The sequence below is a fragment of the Rhizobium chutanense genome (assembly GCF_002531935.1).
Taxonomy (GTDB): domain Bacteria; phylum Pseudomonadota; class Alphaproteobacteria; order Rhizobiales; family Rhizobiaceae; genus Rhizobium; species Rhizobium chutanense.
Genome location: NZ_NWSV01000007.1, coordinates 164439 through 189413 on the forward strand (window position 1 = coordinate 164439; position 24975 = coordinate 189413).

22 protein-coding genes are annotated in these 24975 nt (G+C 62.7%); 10 read left to right on the forward strand and 12 right to left on the reverse strand.

Translation table 11 applies throughout. From position 1 onward, the window contains the following. Positions 1 to 77: 77 nt before the first annotated feature. The 3 genes from CO666_RS14015 to CO666_RS14025 all read right to left on the reverse strand — a co-directional run bounded on the left by CO666_RS14015 (position 78) and on the right by CO666_RS14025 (position 3739). Complete coding sequence (locus CO666_RS14015; protein WP_097612707.1) at positions 78 to 1934, reverse strand: CHASE2 domain-containing protein; 1857 nt, start codon at positions 1932 to 1934, stop codon at positions 78 to 80. 5 nt (positions 1935 to 1939) lie between these two features. Next, the gene (locus tag CO666_RS14020; protein ID WP_097612814.1) at positions 1940 to 2458 is read right to left on the reverse strand and encodes a FecR domain-containing protein; all 519 of its coding nucleotides are present in this window, start codon (positions 2456 to 2458) and stop codon (positions 1940 to 1942) included. Positions 2459 to 2593: 135 nt separating this feature from the next. Further along, on the reverse strand, positions 2594 to 3739 hold the full coding sequence (locus CO666_RS14025; RefSeq protein ID WP_179869683.1) for a citrate synthase: 1146 nt from the start codon (positions 3737 to 3739) through the stop codon (positions 2594 to 2596). 84 nt (positions 3740 to 3823) lie between these two features. On the opposite strand from CO666_RS14025, the gene CO666_RS14030 reads away from it, so the two are divergent. After that, entirely contained in the window at positions 3824 to 4912 is a 1089-nt protein-coding gene (locus CO666_RS14030; protein ID WP_097612709.1) for a citrate synthase/methylcitrate synthase, read from the forward strand. Positions 4913 to 4981: 69 nt separating this feature from the next. On the opposite strand, the gene CO666_RS14035 is transcribed toward CO666_RS14030, so the two are convergent. The 4 genes from CO666_RS14035 to CO666_RS14050 all read right to left on the reverse strand — a co-directional run bounded on the left by CO666_RS14035 (position 4982) and on the right by CO666_RS14050 (position 9211). Then, a complete protein-coding gene (locus CO666_RS14035) occupies positions 4982 to 6610 on the reverse strand; it encodes a CTP synthase (protein WP_097612815.1) in 1629 nt (542 codons plus the stop codon). A 144-nt stretch (positions 6611 to 6754) separates the two neighbouring features. Further along, the gene (gene secG / locus CO666_RS14040; protein WP_085737307.1) at positions 6755 to 7285 is read right to left on the reverse strand and encodes a preprotein translocase subunit SecG; all 531 of its coding nucleotides are present in this window, start codon (positions 7283 to 7285) and stop codon (positions 6755 to 6757) included. A 118-nt stretch (positions 7286 to 7403) separates the two neighbouring features. Beyond that, positions 7404 to 8174 (reverse strand): triose-phosphate isomerase, encoded by a 771-nt coding sequence (tpiA, locus tag CO666_RS14045; RefSeq protein ID WP_097612710.1) that lies wholly within the window; start codon positions 8172 to 8174, stop codon positions 7404 to 7406. Positions 8175 to 8311: 137 nt separating this feature from the next. Continuing rightward, positions 8312 to 9211, reverse strand: a complete 900-nt coding sequence (locus CO666_RS14050) for a phospholipase (protein WP_097612816.1) — start codon at positions 9209 to 9211, stop codon at positions 8312 to 8314. Between the two features lie 222 nt (positions 9212 to 9433). Between CO666_RS14050 and parE the strand changes: the two genes are divergently transcribed. From parE to CO666_RS14080, 7 genes are all read left to right on the forward strand, one after another. Then, positions 9434 to 11521, forward strand: a complete 2088-nt coding sequence (gene parE, locus CO666_RS14055; protein ID WP_097612711.1) for a DNA topoisomerase IV subunit B — start codon at positions 9434 to 9436, stop codon at positions 11519 to 11521. Between the two features lie 503 nt (positions 11522 to 12024). After that, positions 12025 to 12147 (forward strand): hypothetical protein, encoded by a 123-nt coding sequence (locus CO666_RS34895; RefSeq protein ID WP_280951801.1) that lies wholly within the window; start codon positions 12025 to 12027, stop codon positions 12145 to 12147. 78 nt (positions 12148 to 12225) lie between these two features. Further along, entirely contained in the window at positions 12226 to 13524 is a 1299-nt protein-coding gene (locus tag CO666_RS14060; protein WP_097612712.1) for a hypothetical protein, read from the forward strand. Positions 13525 to 13552: 28 nt separating this feature from the next. Beyond that, positions 13553 to 14155, forward strand: coding sequence for a DUF2268 domain-containing putative Zn-dependent protease (locus tag CO666_RS14065; protein ID WP_097612713.1), 603 nt, complete (start codon positions 13553 to 13555; stop codon positions 14153 to 14155). 398 nt (positions 14156 to 14553) lie between these two features. Beyond that, positions 14554 to 15693 (forward strand): esterase-like activity of phytase family protein, encoded by a 1140-nt coding sequence (locus CO666_RS14070; RefSeq protein WP_097612817.1) that lies wholly within the window; start codon positions 14554 to 14556, stop codon positions 15691 to 15693. A 114-nt stretch (positions 15694 to 15807) separates the two neighbouring features. Then, a complete protein-coding gene (locus CO666_RS14075) occupies positions 15808 to 17025 on the forward strand; it encodes an AI-2E family transporter (protein WP_097612714.1) in 1218 nt (405 codons plus the stop codon). Between the two features lie 164 nt (positions 17026 to 17189). After that, positions 17190 to 17924 carry a phosphotransferase enzyme family protein gene (locus CO666_RS14080; protein WP_097612715.1) on the forward strand — a complete coding sequence of 245 codons (735 nt, stop codon included), beginning with the start codon at positions 17190 to 17192 and terminating at the stop codon, positions 17922 to 17924. A gap of 144 nt (positions 17925 to 18068) precedes the next feature. Here CO666_RS14080 and CO666_RS14085 read toward each other — a convergent pair whose 3' ends face one another. After that, the gene (locus CO666_RS14085) at positions 18069 to 18524 is read right to left on the reverse strand and encodes a GNAT family N-acetyltransferase (RefSeq protein ID WP_097612716.1); all 456 of its coding nucleotides are present in this window, start codon (positions 18522 to 18524) and stop codon (positions 18069 to 18071) included. Positions 18525 to 18652: 128 nt separating this feature from the next. On the opposite strand from CO666_RS14085, the gene CO666_RS14090 reads away from it, so the two are divergent. Further along, the gene (locus CO666_RS14090) at positions 18653 to 19084 is read left to right on the forward strand and encodes a hypothetical protein (RefSeq protein ID WP_097612717.1); all 432 of its coding nucleotides are present in this window, start codon (positions 18653 to 18655) and stop codon (positions 19082 to 19084) included. On the opposite strand, the gene CO666_RS14095 is transcribed toward CO666_RS14090, so the two are convergent. From CO666_RS14095 to CO666_RS14105, 3 genes are all read right to left on the reverse strand, one after another. After that, positions 19081 to 20223 carry a DUF2336 domain-containing protein gene (locus CO666_RS14095; protein WP_097612718.1) on the reverse strand — a complete coding sequence of 381 codons (1143 nt, stop codon included), beginning with the start codon at positions 20221 to 20223 and terminating at the stop codon, positions 19081 to 19083. The two genes, CO666_RS14090 and CO666_RS14095, sit on opposite strands and share 4 nt — an antisense overlap. A 108-nt stretch (positions 20224 to 20331) precedes the next feature. Beyond that, a complete protein-coding gene (locus tag CO666_RS14100; protein WP_097612719.1) occupies positions 20332 to 20943 on the reverse strand; it encodes a flavin reductase family protein in 612 nt (203 codons plus the stop codon). Further along, positions 20943 to 21527 (reverse strand): nitroreductase family protein, encoded by a 585-nt coding sequence (locus CO666_RS14105; RefSeq protein WP_097612720.1) that lies wholly within the window; start codon positions 21525 to 21527, stop codon positions 20943 to 20945. Before CO666_RS14105 ends, CO666_RS14100 begins: the two co-directional genes overlap by 1 nt. A gap of 113 nt (positions 21528 to 21640) precedes the next feature. On the opposite strand from CO666_RS14105, the gene CO666_RS14110 reads away from it, so the two are divergent. Beyond that, positions 21641 to 22741 carry a hypothetical protein gene (locus tag CO666_RS14110; RefSeq protein WP_097612721.1) on the forward strand — a complete coding sequence of 367 codons (1101 nt, stop codon included), beginning with the start codon at positions 21641 to 21643 and terminating at the stop codon, positions 22739 to 22741. A 198-nt stretch (positions 22742 to 22939) separates the two neighbouring features. Here CO666_RS14110 and thrS read toward each other — a convergent pair whose 3' ends face one another. Continuing rightward, entirely contained in the window at positions 22940 to 24946 is a 2007-nt protein-coding gene (thrS, locus tag CO666_RS14115; protein ID WP_097612722.1) for a threonine--tRNA ligase, read from the reverse strand. Between the last annotated feature and the right edge of the window lie 29 nt (positions 24947 to 24975).

Consider the following 24975-nt stretch of genomic DNA (forward strand, 5'->3'; position numbering starts at 1 on the left):
TCAGGCGCGAAATGCGCCATGGCCGGAGCCAGCCGGCGGGATATTTGCGCCGTTCCTAGCCGCTCCGGTGGCGATTGTCAAAGCGTGCGGCTGCGCCACAGCCAGGCGTCGATATGGCTTGCCCGGCCGCGCAGCGTCGTTTCCAGCGGTCCCTCCATTCGGTCGGACTGCGCAAGCACGCTGTCAGGACCCGCGGCGCGGACGATTTCGGCGCTGAGCGCCAGCTCGACGCCATGGCGGGCGGCGACCTCCATCAGCCGGCTGCCGACATTGATGGTGTCGCCTGCCGCGGTGATCTGCTGCCGATCGCCGGTGCCGAGACGCGAGGCGACGATCGGGCCGCAATGGGCGCCGACCTTGAAGCCGATCTTCTTTTGGGCAAAGCCGGCATGGGCGGCAAGCCAGGCCCGGGTGCGCTCGCAAAGGCTGACGGCACAGGCGGCGGCGCGCGCAGCATCGTCATCGGCGGGCTCCGGCAGGCCGAACAGGATCATTGCCCCGTCGCCCATGAAGCTGGTGATGGCGCCGCCATGGGCGCGCGCCTCCTCGTCGATTATTTCGAAGAAGCCGCTCAGCACCTCGCTCACCTTGACCGGTCCGAGGGTTTCGCTGAGGCCGGTGAAGCCCGAGAGATCGATGAAGATGACGGCGGCGTTCTGGCGCACCGGTTTGGCGAGGAAATTCGGATCGCGCGCCAGCCACTCGCCGAGACCGGGAGCCTCGATGCGCTGCAGCAGCGCGCTCTGCTCGGCGAAATGGCGGGCGCGGCCGCGGTCGAGCCAGAGTTCGGCCGCGCCGAGGATCAGCACCGGCGGCATCGCGGCTGCGATCGGCAGCGCGGCACTCAGCCAGTAGCCATGCGCAAAGGCCGACAGATTGAGCATCGCCCAGACGATGAGCGTCAGCACGATGATGACATAGCCTGCAGCACTCCGGCGCCAGGCGATCAGGCAAACCAGCACAAGCGTCAGACCGATGGCGATGCCGGCATCGATCAGCCTGGTTCCGCGGTCGCGCACCATGCCGTCGCCGGTGACGAGATGGGTGATCGCCGTCGACATTACCTCGACCCCGGGCATGACCGGATCGAACGGCGTCGGAAAGACGTCGCCGCCGCCGGTGACCGTCGAGCCGATGACGACGATCCGGCCGGCGACCGCATCCGCCGGCAGCTTGCCGTCAAGCGCATCGGCGGCGCTGAAGGTTGAGATGCTGCCGTGCCCGCCATAAAAGGTCACCGGCAGCCGTTGGCCGATATCGGTGGGGATGCGCAGCCCGCCGAGCATGATGGCATCGGCTTCGATGCTGGGATCGACACCCAGCGCCACCGACGCGGCCCGCAAAGGAAAGGCGGGATCCAGCCGGTCCGCGGCCCGCGAGATCAGCGGAATGAAGCGTGGTGTGCCGGTCTGATCGGTCGCGACGTTGACGATGCCGACCGCAGCCGACTCGGCAAAACGGGGAAGCGGCAGGAGAAGCTGGCTCGCCTCGGGAATGGCGGCCAGCGGATTGTTTGCCGCATCGCTGACCTGCTGACGGCTTTGCGCGAAGGTGGCGGCCGCGGCAATCACGCTCGGCCCCTGGGCAAGGGCGGCTGCCAGCGCCGTATCGCCCTGCTCCGGCCCGGGATCGACCAGCAGAATATCGAGCGCCAGGGCCTTCGGCTTCAATACAGTGATCGCACCGACCAGCCGCGCAAGCGTCGCCCGATCCAGCGGATAGCCGTGGGCGGCGGCGGTGCGGTCGTCGATGGCGACGATCGAGACGACGGGAGGCGGTGTCTTTGCCCCGACGATGGCGCTGCGAATATCCGCAAGCGAAGCCTCCATCCGATCGAGTAGGCCGCTTCCGCCATCGAGATTGACGTAGCCGAGTGCGGTCGCCCAAAGACCGGCGACGAGCAGCGCGATCACGGTCTGCACGCGATGGTTCATGGGACTTAATGGCCGAGACGGGCAAGAAGAGCAGCAACGCGCGGCGCCGGCCAGCGACGCACGACGAGCGGCTCCGTTCCATCAGAGACGTCGACACCCTCGCCCGGCGACAGCACCACTTGCTCGCCGGCCGGCCGGCGCACCGCGACGCTGCCTCTGACGACCAGCACCGAGGTCTTGCCGCTCGCGACGTCGACCGCCCATTGGGTGCCGCGCACGGCAGCGATTGCCTGCGGCGTCACCACCTGGAAACCGCCCGCATGCTGGCTGCTGTCGACATCGACGAGGATGGCCTTGCGCCGCAGCGATGCCGAATCGGGACTGCCGTCACCATTGCGGTCGGCAAGGCGGAAGGAAGCGCCGGCCTCCGCCGTCACCTTGACGCCGCCCGGGCAACTGAACACCTGGCGACCGCCGGCCTCGCGCGACATCGTGCAGCCGGCAGACTGCGCCAAGGCCGCCCCTTCCGGAAACAGGCCGACCGCGAATGCGCCGGCAAACAGGCAGCGAAGCGTGATATTCATGGAAAGCCCCCATGACCGGGCGGAGCGGCTCATGTCGAAAGCGCCCGCCAACCGTCTTCTTCCATGCCGGCCATGATAGCCGAATTCCGATATTTCCCTAGCCCAAAAAGCAGGCCGCCCAATCGCAGGCGGATCTTAAGGGGCGCTCCTTGTTTCAGGCGCCGGCCCGGCATAACGCGCCCGTGGCCGGATCAACTCTCCGCTCCCGATCTGCTCCATCGCATGGGCAAGCCAGCCGGCGGAACGGGCAAGCGAAAAAATAATGATCGGCACCTCCCGCGGCAGATCGAAGGCGACCGCCATCGCGGCAAGCGCGAAATCGACGTTGACCTTTTCGCCGACCATCGCTTCGCCGGCGTCACGGAGGTCTGTAAATTCCTGCGGCAAGGGAAAATGCGCAAGCAGCGCCTGAGCCCTGATATCGCCATCGGGATAGAGCGGATGGCCGAAGGCTGCGAGGTGATTGCCCTGGACAAGCGAGCGGCGGATCGCCTGCTCCGCCCCGAGCGCTGAAGCAGCCTCGATCAGGGCGTCGACGCCCTGCCAGGCGGCGCCATGCAGCGGCCCTGTCAGCGTCGCCAGACCGGACAGCACGGCGGCCGAAAGGGCTGCACCCGCCGACGCCGTGACCCGCGCCGCAAAAGCCGAAGCGTTGAGTTCGTGATCGGCAAGCAGCACCAGCGCCCGTCGCAGGCAATCGGCGGCATCCGGCCGTTCCCAGCTTGCGGCCAGCCGCAGATGCAGCGGCTCCTCCGAAGGCCGCGGCGCGAGCGCATCGGCAATGGTGGAGAGAACGCTGTGCGCCTCGCGCCGCAGGGCCGCCTGCGACCGGCCGAGCGACGGCAGATCCAATGTCACCCGCCCTGCAAGCGCCAGGAACGCCGCCTGAAGCGACGGAGTGGCGTGCCCGGCCTCAGCCTTGAAGGTCAGCACATCGGCACCATTCCAGAGCAGTGCCGCCGTCTGCTCCAGCGTCGCCGCTTCGGAGAAATCGGCCGCGTCCCGTCCGCGATAGAAAAGCCGTCCGTCACTGATGGTGGAGACTGCCGAAGAGAGAACCGGATCGCCCCAGCGGATGGCCTCGGCCGCAACCGTTTCGGCTTTACGCCGGCCGGCATGGCGTTCGGCCAGCCGGTGCACGTCGGCAGACTGGTAGAGGCTGCGGCGCGGATCGGCGGGATCCGGCTTGGCGCGGATGCGCCCGCGGCTGACATTGGCGTAGAGCGTCTGCGGCTTGGTTTTCAGCGCCCGCAGCGCTTCCTCGGCAGTCAGCCACGACATCGGAGCCTCACATTGATCAATTGCGTCAAGATTGACGTCAATGAAAGTAGGTCGGATCATCCCGGCCGTAAAGGAGAAAACAACATGAAAAATGGCTTGGAAGACGTCATTGCCGCCGAAACGCAGCTCTCGGATGTCGATGGCGAAGCGGGACGGCTGATCATCCGCGGCGTATCGCTGGATCATCTGGTAGCTGACGCCACCTATGAAGGCGTCACCGCACTCTTGCTCGACGGGCTGATGGAACGAAGCTTCAATGAAGCGCAATTGCGCGGCTGGCTGGCCAAAGCGCGAACCGGGGTGTTCGACCATATCAAGGCTGCCGATGCCACGCTGCTCGCCTTGCCTCCGGTCGATGCGATGCGGGCGCTGATCGCCAGGCTGCCCGACGGCGAGGATTTCGACACGGCGCTCCGCCTGCTGGCCGCGCCCGCGGTCTTCCTGCCGGCGATTCTCAGGCTGCAGCGCGGCGAAAGACCGGTCGCCCCGGACGCCTCGCTGCCGCAGGCGGCCGATATCCTGCGCATGCTGACCGGAAAAGTGCCGACCAAGGAGCAGACGGCCGCACTCGACGCCTACCTCGTGACGATATCCGATCACGGCCTCAACGCCTCGACCTTCGCATCGCGCGTCATCGCCTCGACGCAGGCCGGCCTCACCTCCTCGGTCCTGGCGGCGCTGAGCGCGCTGAAGGGACCGCTGCATGGCGGTGCGCCCGGTCCGGTGCTCGACATGCTGGACGCGATCGCAACAGCGGAGAATGCCGGGCCGTGGCTCGGCGAAGCGCTCGACCGCGGCGAAAGGCTGATGGGCTTCGGCCACCGCATCTACCGGGTCCGCGATCCCCGCGCCGATGCGCTGAAAGGCGCACTGCAGCCGTTGATCGCGACAGGACAGGTGGACAGCGCCCGCAGCGCCCTGGCCGAAGCCGTGGAGGCAGCGGCATTGGCGATCCTCAAGCTGCGCAAGCCGGACCGGCCGCTCGACGTCAATGTCGAATTCTATACGGCGCTGCTGCTCGAGACGCTCGGCTTCCCGCGCCAGGCCTTCACCGGCGTCTTTGCGATCGGCCGCACTGTGGGATGGCTGGCGCATGCGCGCGAACAGGCACTCGACGGCCGGCTGATTCGCCCGCGCTCGGTCTATATCGGGCCGCTGCCGGCCGCTGCTTGAAGGTCGATCCGGCAAAGATCCGGATCTCATCCAGATCGCGCTCAACCGCGCGATCTGGTGCCGCACTCGTCAGACGAGACGGCTTTGTTCCGTCGCCGCTTCGATGAAGCTGGCAAACAGCGGATGCGGGTCGAGCGGCCGGCTCTTCAGTTCGGGGTGATACTGCACGCCGATGAACCAGGGATGATCGGGATATTCGATCGTCTCAGGCAGCACGCCATCCGGCGACATGCCGGAGAAGACGAGGCCGCAGCTCTCGAGCCGGTCCTTGTAGTCGACATTGACCTCGTAGCGGTGGCGATGACGCTCGGAAATATCGGTCGAGCCGTAGATTTCCGAGATCTTCGTGCCCTTCTTCAGCGCCGCCTTATAGGCGCCGAGGCGCATCGTACCGCCGAGATCGCCGGCCGCCGTGCGCTTTTGCAGCTCGTTGCCCTTGACCCATTCGGTCATCAGGCCGACCACCGGCTCCTTGGTCGGACCGAATTCGGTCGAGGAGGCACTGGACACGTCGGCGAGATTGCGCGCCGCCTCGATGACAGCCATCTGCATGCCGAAGCAGATTCCGAAATACGGAACCTTACGTTCGCGGGCGAAACGGGCTGCATGGATCTTGCCCTCCGAACCGCGTTCGCCGAAGCCGCCGGGCACGAGAATGCCATGCACCTTTTCGAGATAGGGCGCAGGATCTTCCTTTTCGAAGACCTCGGACTCGATCCATTCGAGCTTGACCTTGACGCGATTGGCGATGCCGCCGTGATGCAGCGCCTCGATCAGCGATTTATAGGCATCCTTGAGGCCGGTATATTTGCCGACGATCGCAATCGTCACCTCGCCTTCCGGCGTGCGGATGCGGTTGCAGACCTCTTCCCAGGGGTCGAGACGCGGCTTCGGTGCCGGCTCGATGCCGAAGGCGGCCAGCACTTCGTCATCAAGGCCTTCCTTGTGGTAGGCGATCGGCACATCGTAGATGTTGGCGACGTCGAGCGCCTGGATGACGGCGGACGGGCGTACATTGCAGAACAGCGACAGCTTGCGGCGCTCTGCTTCCGGAATTTCGCGGTCGGCGCGCACCAGCAGGATATCGGGATGAATGCCGAGCGCCTGCAGTTCCTTGACCGAATGCTGGGTCGGCTTGGTCTTCAGCTCGCCGGCCGCCGGGATGTAAGGCATCAGAGTCAGGTGGACATAGACGGCGGTGCCGCGCGGCAGGTCGTTGCCGAGCTGGCGGATCGCCTCCATGAACGGCATCGCTTCGATGTCGCCGACCGTACCGCCGATCTCGCAGATGACGAAGTCATAGTCGTCATTGCCCTCGATCACGAAATCCTTGATCTCGTTGGTGACGTGCGGAATGACCTGTACCGTCGCGCCGAGATAGTCGCCGCGCCGTTCCTTGTCGATGATGTTCTTGTAGATGCGGCCAGTGGTGATGTTGTCGGTCTTGGTCGCCGAACGCCCCGTGAAGCGTTCGTAATGACCGAGATCGAGATCGGTTTCCGCGCCGTCGTCGGTGACGAAGACCTCGCCGTGCTGGGTCGGGCTCATCGTGCCCGGGTCCACGTTCAGATAGGGATCGAGCTTGCGAAGCCGGACCCGATATCCACGGGCCTGCAGCAACGCTCCGAGAGCCGCGGCCGCAATTCCTTTTCCGAGAGAGGAAACCACGCCGCCAGTGATGAATACGTATCGCGCCATGGGATTCACCGGATACCTTTTCAAAAACGATTCCACCAGCCCCAAAAATTCTTTTCCGGAATTTTCGGAGCGTGGCGCAGGAATCTGAACAAAAGAAAACCGGCAGACCCTGGGGCCTGCCGGCGGTTTATGTCGAAGCCCGATTTATTGTGCCGTCGGGACGCCGGAAGGCTGAGCCGGGGCCGGAGTTGCGGCCGGAGCCGCAGGCGCAGTCGCCGCCGGAGCGGTGGTCGTCGCCGGTGCAGTAGCAGCCGGAGCCTGAGTTGCCGGAGCAGTCGTCGCAGGAGCTTGGGCGGCGGGAGCCTGCGGCGCGGGCGTTGCCGCCCCGCTGCTTGGAACGCCGTTGCCGGCCGGCGGATTTGCCGGGGCCTGCGCGCCGCCGCCGAGCGAATCGAGAATGCCGTTGCCCTGGCCGCCTGTTGCCGGAATGCGGTCGAGAATGTCGCTCGGGCGGCCTTCGTAACGCGTCAGAATGCCGAGGCCGAGCGAGGTCAGGAAGAACAGGGTCGCAAGGATCGCGGTCGTGCGCGTCAGCGCATTGGCCGTGCCGCGGGCCGACATGAAGCCCGAACCGCCGCCGATGCCGAGGCCGCCGCCTTCCGAACGCTGGATGAGCACGACGCCGACGAGGGCGAGCACGATCATGAGATGAATGACAATCAATACGGTCTGCATGGGTCCAGTCCTGCCCGCCTGGAGACGGACACAGTTAAGAATTCTGGCGGCTCTTTACATGAGGCTTTCATCTATTCCAAGCCCTTCGGCCCGGAATAAACTGGGAAAGAACAATGCCTCAGGCGAGCAGCGCCTCATAGGCCCGGTAAATGGCGAGGAAGTCGGACGCTTTCAAGCTCGCCCCGCCGATCAGCGCGCCGTCGACATTGGCAATGCCCATCAGCTCGCCGGCATTGGCCGGCTTGACCGAGCCGCCATAGAGAAGACGCATCTTGCGGCCTTCGTCGCCGAAGCGGGCCACGAGCTCGGCACGCATGAAGGCATGCGCCTTTTCGACATCGCCCGATGTCGGCGTCACACCGGTGCCGATCGCCCAGATCGGCTCGTAGGCGATGACGGTGTTTTCGGCGGTGGCACTGTCCGGAACCGAGGCGGAAAGCTGGCGCTTGATGACGTCGAGGGCCTGCCCGGCGCGGCGTTCGTCGGCCGTCTCGCCGATGCAGATGATCGCCGTCAGCTCGGCGGCAAAGGCCGCTTCCGCCTTGGCGCGCACCAGATGATCCGTTTCGGCGTGGTCGGTGCGCCGCTCGGAATGGCCGACGATGACATAAGTGCCGAAAGCATCGGCGATCATTTCGGCAGAGATGTCGCCGGTATGCGCACCGGACGCCTTCTGATGGCAATCCTGCGCGCCGATCGCAAGCGGACTGTCGGTGCAGAGCGCCGTCGCCACGTAAAGCAGCGTCGTCGGCGGGCAGATCAGCGCCTCGACCTTGTCGGCGAGCGGCGGGCGAACGCCCTCGGCGATCGCCTTGATCTGATCGAGGGAGGCACGCGTGCCGTTCATTTTCCAATTTCCCGCCACGAGCGGTCGCACGTCAGGTGTCATGCCGGCCTTCCCAAAATCTGTCTATGCCTGCGGCAATATCAAAAGCTTGCGGCAAAGAAAAGCATCATGCCCCTGACGTAACGGGAATCGCTGCGCTTGCGGGCATATTTCTGCCGAAAACCGACGGGCAACATGCTTTAGCCGGCAAGAATCCAGTTCAACACCCTGCGCCAGTCGATCATCCGGATCGGCGTTCCGTGATTGCCGGTCTGAAACAGCGTGAAGTGCGTCGGGTATTTCGCCTTGTGCAGGCTTTCGAAGAGCGCCTGCTGGTCGCTTGCAGCATAGACCGGGTCGCGGCTGCCATGGGCGAACCAGAGCGGCAGCTTCGCCTTGTAGAAGGCGCTCCTGGTGAAATCGGGATCGGTGACGCCGCTCATGACAAGCATGCCCTTCAGCCGCTTGACGCTCTCGCCGTCGCGCGCAATGCCCCAGCAGACCTGGCTGCCCATCGAGGCGCAGGAAAGGATGATCGGCCGGCCCGGCGATTGGGCGCCAGCATAACGGATGAGGCCGGCAATCGCGGCAACGCCGTTGCTGTCGAAGCTCCTGACCGTCGGCGAGTAATAGACGCCGCCATTGCCGGCGACGAGGTTCTTCAGCCGGTTGAAATTGCCGCCGAAACTGTAGTCGTTGGCCCCCAGTCGGCGGTCGCCGTCGCGACCATGGATGAAAATCACCGTGAAGGCAGCGTTCTGAGCCGGTCCCACCCTGGTGACATCGAGCTTGATGGCGTCGAGCGACAGCGTCTCGTCGGCCTGGCTTTTGCGGATGCCGAGCGCCACATATTTCTGCTGCACCCGCTTTTGCGGGATCTGGTCGCGGCCGTTGATATCGCGCATCTCATCATAGTCGATGACCTCGAAGGCGCCGTCATCGCCGGTCTGCAAGATGGTCTGCTTCGAAAACAGATCGTCCTTGAAGGGCGGTAGCGCATCGGCCGCCCGCGCCGGGCCGACAGGGGACAGGATGGCCGCGGACAGGAAAAAGGCCGCAATTGCTGATATAACAGTGTAATGACTTGTGGACATTCGCATGCGGATGGTTTCCTGAAGCCTGCCGCCGCTTGCCATTCCGCGCCCGGCAACGCAAATCATGTATGAAAAGCCCCGCCAAAACGGGCGGTGTCGCGTATAGAGGTGCTTTCTGGCAAAATCTGCCTGATTCGCAAACGTGACATGAAATGCGGTGATTTTGGGTCGGCGGAGGATGCAAGCCCCAAGCCAGACCCAAGACAGGATGAAGATCTGAACGGCTCCATGGACGATAGCAACGACCTCTTTTCCGGAATGCCCCTCTCTGACAAACGCGAGGAGGCACAAAAGCCTGCCGCGCCGAGTGAACGGCCGCCCGTCGCTGTCGCGCCGGCCCCCGCCCCCTCGGCGCCTGCACGTCCCGCACCCGCCGCGTCGAACGCGGATGAGTACGGCGCCTCGTCGATCCGCGTCCTCGAAGGCCTGGAGCCGGTGCGCATGCGCCCTGGCATGTATATCGGCGGCACCGATGAGAAGGCGCTGCATCACCTCTTTGCCGAAGTCATTGACAACGCAATGGACGAGGCGGTCGCCGGGCACGCCAATTTCATCGAGGTCTATCTTGACCTCGAGGGTTATCTCACCGTCTCCGATAACGGCCGCGGCATCCCGGTCGAAAACCATCCGCAGGTGCCGGGCAAGTCGACGCTCGAAGTCATCATGACCAAGCTGCATGCCGGCGGCAAATTCGACGGCAAGGCCTACGAGACCTCGGGCGGTCTGCACGGCGTCGGCGTCTCGGTCGTCAATGCGCTCTCCGACGACCTCGAGGTCGAGGTGGCGCGCAACCGCAAGCTCTACCGCCAGCGCTTCTCCCGCGGCCTGCCGCAGGGCGGGCTGGAAGAGCTGGGCGACGTCCACAATCGCCGCGGCACGCGCGTGCGCTTCCATCCCGACCCCCAGATCTTCGGGGATCACATGAAGTTCGATGCCGCCCGGGTGTTCCGGATGGCGCGCTCGAAGGCCTATCTGTTCGGCGGTGTCGAAATCCGCTGGAGCTGCGAGGCCGGCGTTCTGCCCGAAGGTTCTGAAGTCCCCGACAAGGCCGTCTTCCACTTCCCCGGCGGCCTGAAGGATTATCTGCAGGCGACGATGGGCAAGGAGTTCACCGTCACCCGCGAGATCTTCGCCGGCAAGACCGAGAAGGTGAGCGGCCACGGCTCGATGGAATGGGCGATCACCTGGTATGGCGGCGATCCGCAGGTGCATTCCTATTGCAACACCATCCCGACGCCTGAGGGCGGCACGCATGAGGCGGGCCTGCGCATCGCGCTGACCAAGGGGCTGAAGGCCTATGCCGAGCTGACGCAGAACAAGCGCGCCGCGCAGATCACCACCGACGACGTGATGATCTCGGCCGTCGGCATGCTGTCGGTCTTCATCCGCGAGCCGGAATTCGTCGGCCAGACCAAGGACAAGCTCGCGACCGTCGAAGCCCAGCGCATCGTCGAGAACGCGTTGCGCGACCCCTTCGACCATTACCTTGCCGACAATCCGAACGAGTCTGCCAAGCTGCTCGACTGGGTGATCGAGCGCGCCGAGGAGCGCCTGCGCCGCCGCAAGGAAAAGGAAGTCAACCGCAAGACGGCGGTGCGCAAGCTGCGTCTGCCCGGCAAGCTTGCCGACTGCTCGCAGAACACAGCCGAAGGCGCCGAACTCTTCATCGTCGAGGGCGACTCGGCAGGTGGTTCGGCCAAGCAGGCGCGCAACCGCGCCAACCAGGCCATTCTGCCGCTGCGCGGCAAGATCCTCAACGTTGCCAGCGCCGGCCGCGAAAAGCTCGGCGCCAACCAGCAGCTCGCCGATCTCATTCAGGCGCTCGGCTGCGGCACCCGCTCGAAATACCGGCAGGAAGACCTGCGTTACGAGCGTATCATCGTCATGACCGATGCCGACGTCGACGGCGCCCACATCGCCTCGCTGCTCATCACCTTCTTCTATCAGGAGATGCCGGAGCTGGTGCGCGGGGGCCATCTCTTCCTCGCCGTGCCGCCGCTTTATAAGATCACCCAAGGGGCGAAATCCGCCTATGCCCGCGACGACAATCATCGCGCCGAACTGATGCAGACGGACTTCAAGGGCAAGGCCAAGGTCGAGATCAGCCGCTTCAAAGGTCTCGGCGAGATGATGCCCGCCCAGCTCAAGGAAACCACCATGGATCCGTCCAAGCGCACCCTGCTCAAGGTGCTGATCGACGAGGTGGATTTCGAAGGCACCCGCAGCGCCGTCGACGATCTGATGGGCACCAAGCCGGAAGCTCGCTTCCGCTTCATCCAGGAACGCGCGGCCTTCGCCGAAAACCTTGATATCTAATGAGAAACCCAAGTTGGTTCTGGCCAAACACCGCTGAAAAACTGGCCAACTGTATAAAACACAATTCCAGGCACTGCGGAGCACCTGGATTTTTTGTTAAAGGCGAGCCGAGTCCTCGGCTGTCAGTGGTGGCAAGGATGTCATGGCAATAAGTGCAAAACTCGCGAGGTTCATCACCCGCGGGTGTAGCCATGCGAAGTCTGAGGTTGCCTGTTCGTCTCAGCGACCCGTCGCCACGAAGGATTGGAGCTCCATCCGGCAGCTGCCAGTATCCGTACCGTAATGTACGCTTCCCTCGATCCCGTTCGCCGACAGTCCAAAACGGTGGCATTTCCGACATGGAGACAAGCACCGGAGTTTCTTCCACCCCAGGTGAAGATTTACGACGAATGTCCTCGACGTCGTTCATGCCTTCAGCAGAGAGCGATTTCGGCTGTCGTTGTTGTATTCCTCATAGCCATCCGAAAGGCAGGAGAAGTCCACTCACCACGAGAGCCGTCAAATTGGCCGGTGATATCAGTTACATGGCCGAAAGCGTCATCTTCGCGGTGAAGCGGGTCACGTCCACTGACGATATTCACCGCAACGTGCTTTCTTCCGCATTTGCTGTCGATACGCCGTTGTAATCTACAACGGCTGATTGACGGTATTGTCGTGCTTTATCAACATCCAGTTCCCACGATGATTCGGTGAGATGGAATGGGATGGCGAGAGATACACGTTCGGTACCTAAACGGAATGATGCGACACTGATCGAATTCTTCGTATCAGTTGCGGAAATCATTGGAGCCGATCAACTTCAAGTCCTTGTCGCAGGTCAGGACAGGACTTGGAAGCTACCCGTCGCTGACAGCTCTGAAGAGGAGCGAAATTGGATCCGCAGTTCGGAACTGTTCGCAATTCACCATATCTCCGTATCGATTCCACATGTTCAGGTGACTATCGACCGTCGCCCCGAACAGCATCGTGAATCCGGGTTCGATCTCGCGTTATTCGACCCTCTTTTGATCAATGTTGAAGCAACCAACAACTCTCCTTCGCCCATGAGCGTACTGCAAGCAAAGGCGCTGGCAGAGCTTGTTGACGAATACTTCGGTGAGAGCCTGGACTTGATTGGAGCGGCGTTCAAGGATCCGAAGTCCTTGCAAGCAGTCCTAAGGTCGCATCAATCTATCATCGAGCGTCTCCAGAGGATGACGCTTGAAGTCGGCCAGCAGACGACCGATGCTCGCAGGCGCCTAGATGAGGAATACACCGAGCTGAAACGACAGCTCGAAGAGCAGACCGCCGAGCTGAGGTTGGAAAGCCAAAAGGCGCTTGACGCGGAAAGGCTGCTTCTCGCCCAACGAGCAGATGAAATCAAGGCCAAGGCGAGAGCGCTCGATGATCGCGATAACACCCATGTTCGGCGCGAGCTTCACGAAAAGCTCAAGGCTAGGTTGGCAGATCGATTTAAGAAGCTCGACCTCACGCCGGAGACCAAAAGCGCGCGGCTACCGATCCACTTTGGCGTTGCAGCCACAGGCATAATTCTTGCCATTCTGATCTACGCGTTCACAAGCGAGGCGCTCGCAGTCACCGCAAACGCGAACTCCACCACCGCGGAACGAATCCTGGCGATCGCCAAGTCAGCCACGGCCTCTATAGGGTTCCTGGGGGTGATCAGCTGGTATCTTCGCTGGATGAACCGATGGTTCGAGAGGCTCGCGGACAGTGAATTCCATCTGAAGCAGTTCGAGTTGGACATCACTCGCGCCCAGTGGGTCGTCGAGACCGCATTCGAATGGAAGATGTCACAGCAATCCCCAATCCCCGATCAGTTGCTCGAGAATATCTCCAGAAATCTGTTTGTGACGGCGGACAAGGACGAGACGGCGGACATGCACCCCGCGGATTATCTCGCATCTGCATTGATCGGCAAAGCATCCAATGTGAAGCTCGCAGTCCCTGGCGCGGAGATCGAACTGGGACCGAAGGCTCTGAAGGCCGCGGCCGCGAATTGAAGTTCTCCAATCTGATGGGACGCCAACTATGCATTTCGACCTAGACGAAATATCCGATCTCGAGAGGATGGCCCCTGATGAGATCGAAGCTGTGAAGGGACTGGTCTCTGGATTATACGGCCCTTTCGACGAGCAGGTCATAATCGAAGGTGTTTACTTCTGGGCAGAACGAACGCCACAGATGATCTACCGTTCAGAAAATTCGAAGTACGATTTGGCGATTTGTTTGCCCGCCTTTCAGGGCGATAATCCCCTTGCCCGCCTGGTTCATCTTTCCCACGAGTTGGTTCATTGCCTCACGCCAAACGGGCCGCCTTCGTTTCAGGCAACGGTGTTAGAGGAGGGTCTCGCGGAGCATGCCAAGATCTACCTGGCCAGGCAGCTATTCGGCGAGGAGTACCCCGACTTCGATTTCAGAGACATGACTGGAGGCGACTATCTCCGGGCGTTCGACCTTGTTGAAGAACTCGTCAGCCACGAGGGGTTAGAAGGCATGCGATCGGGAGTGAGAAGTCTTCGAAGCCGCACGGGACTCCCATTCGCCCGGCTCTCAGCCATGCACTTGTCCGAGCAGTACATCAATACGCCGCCCGCGTTGTTGGACGAACTGAGTGAGCGCTTTCACTCGTGACGGCCGCCAGTCGTCGCGCCAATTGTTATGCAAAATATCTCCTCCTCGCCCAACAGGATGGATTGAGCGTTGCGACCATACGCGCGCCAGCCAGCACCTCGCGGCTGGATGGCCATACATCGATGCGTTTTTGGATTTCGGATACTGGATATCAATACCTTGCAGGTACGGTGGCCAATAACTCGATAGGCTCCTCATCCAAAACATGTAATCGCGCGCCGTATTTGGATAGACAGGTTCAGCGCGCCGCATTTTAGCACCTGCGATTTCACGGAACTGACGAAGAACCGTAACAACTCCGTCAAACAACCGGCGCATGAAGCGGTCGGCGTGCGGCCTCCTCCGGGAGAAGCGCCCGCGCCGGTTCGACCTTTTTCAACCTTTTGCCGGATTTTGTCATGACCAAGCGTTTTCTCGCGACTGCCGCTTTCGTTCTCCTGTCCAGCACCGTCACCGCCAGCGCCACCGAAATCGGCGCCGCCTTCGAGACCGCCTGCCCTTTCGGCGATTGCGCCGCCGGCATTTCGCTCTCCTATCTCGGTGAATTCGTTATCCCCACAGGTCACATGGAAAACGGCGTCGAATTCGGCGGCATATCAGGCCTCGATTTCGATGCCGCCACCGGCCATTACATCGCCATCAGCGACGACCGCTCGGAAAGGGCTCCGGCCCGCTTCTACGAACTCGACATAAATGTCGATGCCTCGGGCCTCAAGGGCGTTTCGATCGTCAAGCAGGTCACGCTGAAGGATAAAAACGGCGAGCCCTTCGCCGCCCGGACCGTCGATCCGGAATCGATCCGCCTCGGCAAGGACGGCATCTATTGGGGCAGCGAAGGCGATGGCAAGGCGCTGCTGCCGCCCTTCATCCGCGTCGCTGCGCCGGACGGCTCCTTCATCCGTGAATTCAAGCTGCCGCAGGGCTTTGCGCCGACCGCCGACAAGTCGACCGGCATCCGCGACAACCTCGCCTTCGAGGATCTCGCCGTCGCACCCTCCGGCGACGTTTTCGTCGGGGTCGAAGCCGCACTCTATCAGGACGGCCCCAATCCCTCACTGACCGCGGGCAGCCTGTCGCGCATCATCCGTTACGACGCCGCCACCGGCGAGCCAAAGGCTCAATATGTCTACCCGGTCTCGCCGATCCCGCAGGCCGCCACCAAGGCCGACGGCGGCAATGACAACGGCATGTCGGAAATGCTTGCACTTGACGATCACCGCCTGCTCGCCATCGAGCGCAGCTATGCGCAAGGCTTCGGCAACACCATCAAGATCATGATGATGGATCTGACTGATGCCACCGATGTCTCGGCGATCGCTTCCCTTGCCAAAAACGACCAGCGTGTCGTTCCCGCCCGCAAGAGCCAGGTCCTTGATGTGAGAGCGATCGGTCTGGTCCCCGACAATATCGAGGCGATGTCCTTGGGTAAGGCCAAGGATGGCGGTGACGTTCTCATTCTCGGTTCCGACAACAATTTCTCGGCCGCCCAGAAGACACAATTCTACGCATTCAAGGTTCTCAGGCGCCCGCAGCAGTAAAACGCTCTCTCTGACGGCCGAATAGCGACGCTTTCATGCGCTTTCACCGTGCGGACCTTGAAACCGCCGGGTCGTTGGCCCATAACCAGAGTACAAGAAAAAGAAGAGGCGCGCGTGGGTGTGTTCGACCGTCAAAAAAGCAATCATGAACCGCGATGGCTCGGATCGTCGGCACCGACACGCACGCCGCTGATTCCCTCCATTTCGGCGGCGCGCTGGCTGCTGGTTCTGATCGTCGCGGCCGGCGTCTATTTCTTCTACGGCTTCCTCGTGCCGGTGCTCGCAGCCCTCGTCATCGGCTTTGCCAGCTGGCCGCTCTACCGCAAGCTACTTGCCCGCGTCGGCGGCAATACGACGATCGCCGCGACCATCGCCATCCTCATGATCATCACCTTCCTGGTCATCCCGATCGGGCTGGCGGTCACCTATACGACGGGCGAAGTGCGCAACTGGGTTGCCTGGGCAATCCACGCCAACCGTGCCGGCGCCCCGACACCCGACTGGATCGTCGCGCTGCCTTGGGCAGGCGCCTATCTCGATGAAGTCTGGACCAAATATATCGGCAGCCCCGGCGCTCTCGGCGAGGTCATCCAAGCGGTCAGCGGCGCCAATATCGGTAACATCTACCGTGCCGTGCTTGCCGCCGGCGGTGGCGCCTTCCATCTCTTGCTGACGCTGCTCTTCATGCTGATCGCGCTGTTCTTCGTCTATCGCGACGGCTTCTCCTTCTCCAAACAGATCGACATGTTGGGAGAGCGCATCCTGCCGAACCGCTGGGAGCGCATTTCCCGCGTCGTGCCGGCGACGATCAGCTCCACCGTCATGGGCATGACGCTGATTGCCATCGGCGAAGGCATCGTGCTCGGCCTTGCCTACTGGATTGCCGGCGTGCCGTCGCCGGTGACGCTCGGCGTGCTCACCGGCGTGATGGCGCTGATCCCGGGCGGCGCTCCGCTCTCCTTCACGCTGGTCTCGGTCTATCTGCTGGCGAGCGGTTCGCATGTCGCCGGCATCGGTCTTTTCGTCTGGGGTACGGTCGAACTCTTCATCGTCGACAAGACGCTGCGGCCGAAGCTCGTCGGCGGTCCGATCAAGCTGCCCTTCCTGCCGACCTTTTTCGGCCTCGTCGGCGGCGTCAAGACGATGGGTTTCCTCGGCCTCTTCATCGGCCCGGTGCTGATGGCACTGATCGTCGCCATCTGGCGCGAATGGATCCACGAGGCCCGCAATGCCGACAAGAGCGAGACGGGACCGCAGATCCTCATCGACGAACAGGCTCCGCCGCCGTCGCCCGGAGCGCCGAAAACGCTTCCCCGTATCGCCGAAGGCTGAACCGCAAGCGGTGTCGCCGCCGCACCTTGTCCAATGCTCTGGGTCGTTTCGGTGATTGCCGCCATGACGGGACGGCTGCTTCGCGCCAGAAGCGGACATCGTGGCGTCGTAAACTTTCTCGACTTCTTCCGTCAATTCAATCATGGCCGCCAAGGGGATCGCCAATGGGATGGGAAGCACTCGGGCAATGGGGTGAAGATGCGGTTCGCATTGAACGGCTCACGGGCGGAGTTGCCAACGATGTGTGGAGCGTTCGCGTCCACGGGCAGATCGCGGTCGGTCGTCTCGGCCGCAGGGCCGACGCCGATCTCGCATGGGAAACCGGGCTGATCCAATATCTCGACAGTGAAGGCATGCACGTTCCAGTGCCGATCCCGACAGTTGACGGCCGGCTGTTCGTGGACGGTCTGGTGGTGATGAAATACATGGAGGGCCGACCGGCCGAGACGGAGTCCGACTGGCGTCGCGTGGCCGACACGCTCCGCGAGCTGCATCGGCTGACGTGGGGCTGGCCGCAGCGCCCTGGCTGGCGATCGTCGACCGAGCTCCTTCACGCCGAAACGGGAACGAGAATCAACCTTGCCGCGATGCCGCCCGAGGGCGTTATTCGATGTCGAACGGCGTGGGCGCGGCTCATCGGACGTCGGACATGCGTTGTCCACGGCAACCCCAACAGTCCCGGCAACATCCGCATGACCGCCGATCGGGTCGCGTTGATCGACTGGGACGAGTCCCATGTCGACGTTCCCGACCTCGACCTGGTGCTGCCCGGCAATGCTGCCGGTCTCGACGACGGCGCGCACGACATCGCCGCGCAAGCGTCAGCCGCATGGGAAGCCGCCGTCTGCTGGCAGGACGAGTACGCCGTCAAGCGGCTCGCTGAAGTTCGAGCGGTCTGAGGCGATCACGGATGAGAGCAATTTCAGGAAAAGTCCTAAGCAGTTTTCCCAGGCAAAGCGCTTTCGCCGGAAATGCTCTAGGACGGGCACGACAACCTGGAAGCGGAACATCGGTTACGCTGAACCGACCTTCGCAAACCGTCATCAAAGCCGCTTCTCCATGAACAGGCTGAGCGGATCCGGCAGGTAAGCGCCGAAAGGTTCGATGTCCTGGTAGCCGTATTTGCGGTAAAGAGCGATCGCCTCGGGCTGGTAGATGCCGGTTTCGAGCCGGATCGCCGTCAGCCGCTTTTCCCCGGCGATCGCTTCCAGCGCATTCATCAGGCCGCTGGCGATCTTGAGCCCCCGCGCCTCGGGATCGACGAACATCCGCTTGATTTCGGCTGTGCCGTCGCCGACCTCGACCAGCGCACAGCAGCCGACGATCGCATCGCCGTTGCGCGTGACGAGGAAACTCACCGAAGGTTTCTCCAGCGAGGAGAGATCGACGAGATGATTGCTCTCGGTGGGGTAGAGCGCCCCCGCATAGGCATCGGAGAGGTCGAGAAGACGGATGACGCCGTCCTGGCGCGGCGGCTCCAGGGCGATGGTGACGGACATGCTGGCTCCCGATGCTTGCGAGACGCAATTTTTCCCCGAGATGACGAAGAGTTAATGCTCTTGCCTTCATTCGGTTGGAATTGCGCCGTCTAAGGCGATATCAGGTTCAATAGCCAAGGAAGCAGAATATGCAAGCGGTGCTCATCGCGATGACCATTCTCGGTTGCGACGATTCCGTCAGCCAATGCAACTATGTCGCAACGGTCGACAAGCATTGGGAAACGGTTGCCGCCTGCGATGCCGAGGCCGAACGCCGGCTGAAGGCCTATGCCAACATCAACTATCCCTCGGTGATTGCCGTATGCGAGGCGCCGAAAGCACTCGCCGCCGCCGAGCCGCCGAAGCCGGCGCCTCTGCCTGCGGCTGCGCCCGAAGTCGCCAACGTCGCACCCGAGGCTCCCGAAGAGCCGGTTGGAACGCTCACCAGCTTCGCTGAAAATATCGCCGGCCAGGTTCGCGCGCATATTCCATCGGGCAGAAGCGTCAAGGAGACGCTCGCCAAACCGGTACACTTCGTATCCGCCAGCTATTCCTGGGTGGTGACGCGGCTGAACGACTAAGCCGCAGCAAGCGCCGCATAAATACGGGCCGATTGCCGTTGTTCGGCGACACCAAGTTTTTCCACCATATCGAGCAGTTCGCCGACGGCCCCATGCGCTTCGTAATGGCGGAATTTTTCGAGGAGACGGCCGCAGATCGTGCCGGTCACGCTGCCCGGGGCTTTTCTGGCGGCGTCGCGCCACAGCATCGTCGCCTCGACGAAGATGATGCTGATGTCTCTCGGCAGGCCGGCGGATTCGTAGAGGGCGCGCACCGCATGCATGCGGCCCGTTGCCAGGATCGAACGCACCCGGCGCTCGCTGCACGCCGTCAGATCGACGATCGCCCCGGCAAAGAAATCCACCTTGCCGGCGCAGAGCGCATGCATCAGGAAGGACGGCGTCAGCCGGCCGTTGAGGCGCAGATGCTGGACGAGATCGGGTATCTCGCGCGGCGCGATGTCGCCGGCGATCGAAACGATGGCAGCCTCGGTCGCCTCACGGCTGATGCGCTGGAGCCGCTGCAGGCCGATCGCCGCCTGTGCCAGCGGCAGCCCGACCAGCGCATTGCTGACATGCTGGGTGAGCAGCTGCCGGGCATCGGCGGGAAGATCGCTGCGGTCGAGAAGCAGGTTGCGGATGTCGCAGCAATCACCGAGCCGTTCGGCGATGCGTTTCAGGGATTGGCTGGCGATCACCGCGCCGTCATTCTCGAGCAGGCAGAGCAGTTCGTCCTCGTCGCCGACCTCGGCAAGTGCCGCCGAAACCGGGCGGGTCACATGCGCCCTTGCCGCGATCAGCATGCGGGTGGCGCCGTTGCCGCGCGCGGCAAGATCGACCAGATCGGCATCGTTTAGAAGCGGCGAACAGGTGACGGCATGGCAGGCGACTTCGGGCTGGTCTTCGGCAAGCGAAAGGATCAGGCTGCGCGGTGCATTCGGCGACCAGGCGATCGCCTCGGCCAGCGCCAGCCGCACGCGCGGCGATGGATCGTCGAGCAGAAAGGTCATCGCCATCTCGGCCGCCGCCCGCTCGTCCCCTGTCATGTCGGACTGCAGATAGGCCCGACCGAGTGCGTTTGCGGCCCGCGCCCGGTCGCCGGTCTTGGCGGTTTCGATCCAACGAAGGAAAGCTTCTACGATCACGCGACGCCCCAGCACTTGAACGCGATTCCCTCGCGCTTCATTCAATGCTGCGACCGTAGCGGCAAAAGGTTTAAGATTGGTTCACCATGTTTCTTAAGCCTTTTTACGCCTTGCCCATTCGGCTCAACCTTGCTGCGACCTCGGCCGAAACATTTCGAAGACCTCGCTGGTTTCGCTGTAATCCATATAGCCGAGACGCGCGACCGGGCGAGCAAGCGACATGTCGATGCGTCCGTCCCTGACGATCGCCTCGTCGATGTGAATCCCGACCACTTCACCGAAGACGAAGACGTTTTCGGACGGTTCGCCCGACAGCGTCTTCGGTTCGATGATCTCGGTGACCTTGCATTCGAGCACCGCGAAAGCCTCGCCGACATAGGGCGCGTCGATCAGTTCGGCCTGTTTCGCAGTCAGGCCGGCGAAGTCGAATTCGCTGTCGCCATAGGGCAGCGCCGCCGAGGAAAGATTCATCTTCTCGGCGAGATTGCGGCTGACGAAACTGCAGGTGAAGGCGCCGGTTTCCGCCGCATTGCGCTGGCTGTCCTTACGGCCGCTGGAGGAAAACATCACCAGCTTCGGCCGGTCGGAAACGGCATTGAAGAAGGAATAGGGCGCCAGATTGATCGAGCCGTCCCTGCCCTTGCTGCCGATCCAGCCGATCGGGCGCGGCGACACGATCGCCTTGAACGGATCGTGCGCCAGCCCATGCCGGTTGCTGTCAGTGCTATAGAACATCAGTCGTCTCCGCCGACCCAGGTGACAGTGTCGGCAAGCTCCGGCCGCGGCCGTTCGATCGCCGGAAATGTCGTCGAGCCGATATGGATGAAGCCTGCCACCTTTTCGTCGGGCCCGACGCCGAGCAACGGATAGGCGCGTTCGTCATAGGCGAACCACTCCGTCAGCCAGTTGGCGACATAACCGCTGGCATTGGCGGCCAGGATGACGTTGAGGCAAAGCGCGCCGGCCGACATCATCTGCTCCCATTCCGGGATCTTGATATGCGGTCCCGCCTTGCTGACGACGGCGACGACGACAGGCGCGCGGGTGAAACGGGCGCGCTCGACCTGGATCATCTCCTCGGAAAGCTCGGGCTTTGCCTCGAGCGCCAGCTTCAGAAGCTCCTCGCCAATGTGAGCGCGCTGCTGTCCGCGATAGACGATGAAGCGCCAGGGTGCGATCTTGCCGTGATCGGGAACACGCGAAGCAAGCCTCAGGATTTCCTCGATCTCGGCCCTCTCGGGGCCTGGTTCGCACATCTGGAAAGCGGGGATGGAACGACGCACTGCGAGATAGTCGATCAGCTTGATATCGGATTTCATGCGGGAGAAACTCTCATTTTTCTGCTGCTGCAAAGGGCGGGTCTTGAATTTGCCATCGCGTTGGTCTTGAAGTGGCCTTTGCGATTTCAGAAGTCAATCGGTTCACGAAACAGATGTTTGGCATTTCGCCTCTTGCACGCACCGGCCTCGCCATCGCCCTGATGGTCTTGATGCCCCTCGGCGCCGGCGCGCAGGATGCCTTCAAGGATTTCAAACAGCTCGATTCGAGCTCGAAGATGCCGAAGCTGAACGCCTTCATCGCACCCGGCACGGCGCCCGAAGGGGCCAAGTTGCGCGATGTCGCAATGGAAGCCAAGCTGACGGCCGACAGCGGACCGGTCGAGGATGGCCTTTCCTGGTATGTCTTCAGCCCGATCGCCGGCACCGACGGCAAGCTGCCGCTGATCGCCAGCGCCAAAGGCGGACCCGCCGCCTTCCAGCTCGCCCCCGGCGATTATTTCGTCAATGTCTCCTTCGGCCGCGCCGGCGTTACCAAGAAATTGACCGTGCCTGCTGACGGCGAGGTCGGCAAACAGGTGATGGTGCTCGATGCCGGCGGCCTGCTGCTCAACGCCGTCTCCGGCACCGATGCCCGCATCCGCCCCGACCAGCTGAGCTTCTCGATCTATTCCTCGGAGGTGCGCGAGGATGGCGAGCGCGGCCTCGTCCTGGCCGATGTCTCGCCGAACACTGTCGTGCGCCTCAATGCCGGCACCTATCACATCGTTTCCGAATATGGCAGCGTCAACGCCGTCATCCGCGCCGATATCCAGGTCGAAGCCGGCAAGCTGACCGAGGCGACGATCCAGCATCGCGCCGCGCAGGTCACCTTCAAGCTGGTGTCCGATGCCGGCGGCGAGGCGATCGCCGATACGGCATGGTCGATCCTGACGGCGGCCGGCGACAGCGTCGGCGAAAGCGTCAGCGCCTTCCCGACCATGGTTCTCGCCGAAGGCGGGTATTCCGCCGTCGCCCGCAACAAGGACAAGATCTACCAGCGCGACTTCACCGTCGTCGCCGGCAGGAATACCGATGTCGAGGTTCTGATGAAGGACCAGCAGCCGCAGCCGCCGGTGAACGACGCGGCCCGCACGGTGCAGCAGGTGCCTGTCGGCACACCGCCGCCGCCAGGCGTCCAGCCGGCTCCGGTGGCACCGCTCCCCTCCTACGAACAGCTGGCGCCGCAGGGCGGCGACGACACCAGCCTCGATTGATTTAGCGTAAGCGTTTCGGTTTATGTGGAGAAGTGCGCTTCGCCGTCACTGAGAAGACGGCCGGAAAGCCCTGACGGCGCAGATCGGGAACCCTTCAACGCCGCTCGGGATGCCGGTTCCGGTCCTCACAACGACATTGTGATTTTCGATTGGATTTCCGACAGCGCCGAAGCCGGCGCTGTCGGAGCCCGGCGGTTTTCAGGCCGCCTTGGCTTTCTTTGCTTCGGCCTTGCGGCGGATATCTGGCGGTGTCGCCTCGAGGGTCAGGCTCTCGACCGCGGCGTCGAGCCCCATCGAAACCTGCTCCTGGCTGCCCAGGCGGCGGATGTTGACCGTGCGCTCTTCGGCTTCCTTCCTGCCGCAGACGATAATGACCGGAACCTTGGTGACCGAGTGTTCGCGGACCTTGTAGTTGATCTTCTCGTTGCGGAAATCGGTCTCGACGTTGAGACCGGCCTCGCGCAGCGCCTCGGCCACCTCGAGCCCGTAAGCGTCGGCTTCCGAGGTGATCGTCGCGACCACCACCTGCAGCGGCGAGACCCAGAGCGGCATGTGGCCGGCGAAGTTCTCGATCAGGATGCCGAGGAAGCGCTCCATCGAGCCGCAGATGGCGCGGTGGATCATCACCGGCTGCGTCTTTTCGGAGTTGCTGTCGATGTAGAAGGCGCCGAAGCGTTCCGGCAGATTGAAGTCGACCTGCGTCGTGCCACACTGCCATTCGCGGCCGATCGCGTCCTTTAGCGTATATTCGAACTTCGGCCCATAGAAGGCGCCCTCGCCCGGCAGGATGCCGGTCTTGATGCGGCCCTCGGACTGCGCCTCGATCGTCTTCAGCACCTCGGTCATGACGGCTTCCGCACGGTCCCAGAGCGCGTCGGAGCCGACACGCTTTTCCGGACGGGTGGAAAGCTTGACGACGATTTCCTTGAAGCCGAAATCTTCGTAGACCGACAGGATCAGGTCGTTGATCTTCAGGCATTCGGCCGCCATCTGCTCGTCCGTGCAGAAGATGTGCGCGTCGTCCTGCGTGAAGCCGCGCACGCGCATCAGGCCATGCAGCGCGCCCGAAGGCTCGTAGCGATGCACCAGGCCGAATTCCGCCAGGCGGATCGGCAGCTCGCGATAGGACTTCAGGCCATGTTTGAAGATCTGCACATGGCCGGGGCAGTTCATCGGCTTCAGCGCGAAGACGCGATTATCAGCTTCCTTGTCGTCGGGATGCGTCATCGCATGCGCCGACTTCACAGCGAACATGTTTTCCTGATACCAGCCCCAGTGTCCCGAGGTTTCCCAGAGCGAGGTGTCGAGCACCTGCGGCGCGTTGACTTCTTCATAGTCGACGGCGAGCCGGCGGCGCATATAGGCGACGAGCGTCTGGAAGATGCGCCAGCCCTTGCCATGCCAGAAGACCACACCCGGGCCTTCCTCCTGGAAATGGAACAGGTCCATTTCGCGGCCGAGCTTGCGGTGGTCGCGCTTTTCCGCTTCCGCCAGCATATGCAGATAGTTGTCGAGATCGGCCTGGTCAGCCCATGCCGTGCCGTAGATACGCGACAGCATGGCGTTGTTGCTGTCGCCGCGCCAATAGGCGCCGGCAACCTTCATCAGCTTGAAGGCGGTGCCGACCTGGCCGGTCGAGGCCATGTGCGGGCCGCGGCAAAGATCGAACCATTCGCCCTGATTGTAGATCTTCAGATCCTGTCCTTCGGGGATAGCATCGACGAGCTCGACCTTGTATTGTTCGCCCTTGGCGGCAAACACGTCCTTGGCCTTCTCGCGCGACCAGATCTGCTTGGTGAAGGGCGCATTGCGGGCAATGATCTCCTTCATCTTCTTTTCGATCTTGGGCAGATCGTCGGGCGTGAACGGCTCGTTCTTGGCAAAATCGTAATAGAAGCCGTTCTCGATGACCGGGCCGATCGTCACCTGCGTGCCGGGCCAAAGCTCCTGCACGGCTTCGGCCATCACGTGTGCGGCGTCATGGCGGATGAGTTCCAGCGCACGGCCGTCCTTGCGGGTGATGATCTCGATCTTGCCATCGGTGACGACATCGGAAAGGTCTTGCACGGTGCCATCGATCGCAATGGCGACCGCGCTCTTGGCGAGCGACTTGGAAATGGATTCGGCGACATCCTTGCCGGTCGCGCCGGCCGGAAAGCTGCGCACCGAACCATCGGGAAATGTCAGGGAAATAGCGTCAGACATCGAAATTCTCCTTGTCCAGTCCCGCCAAC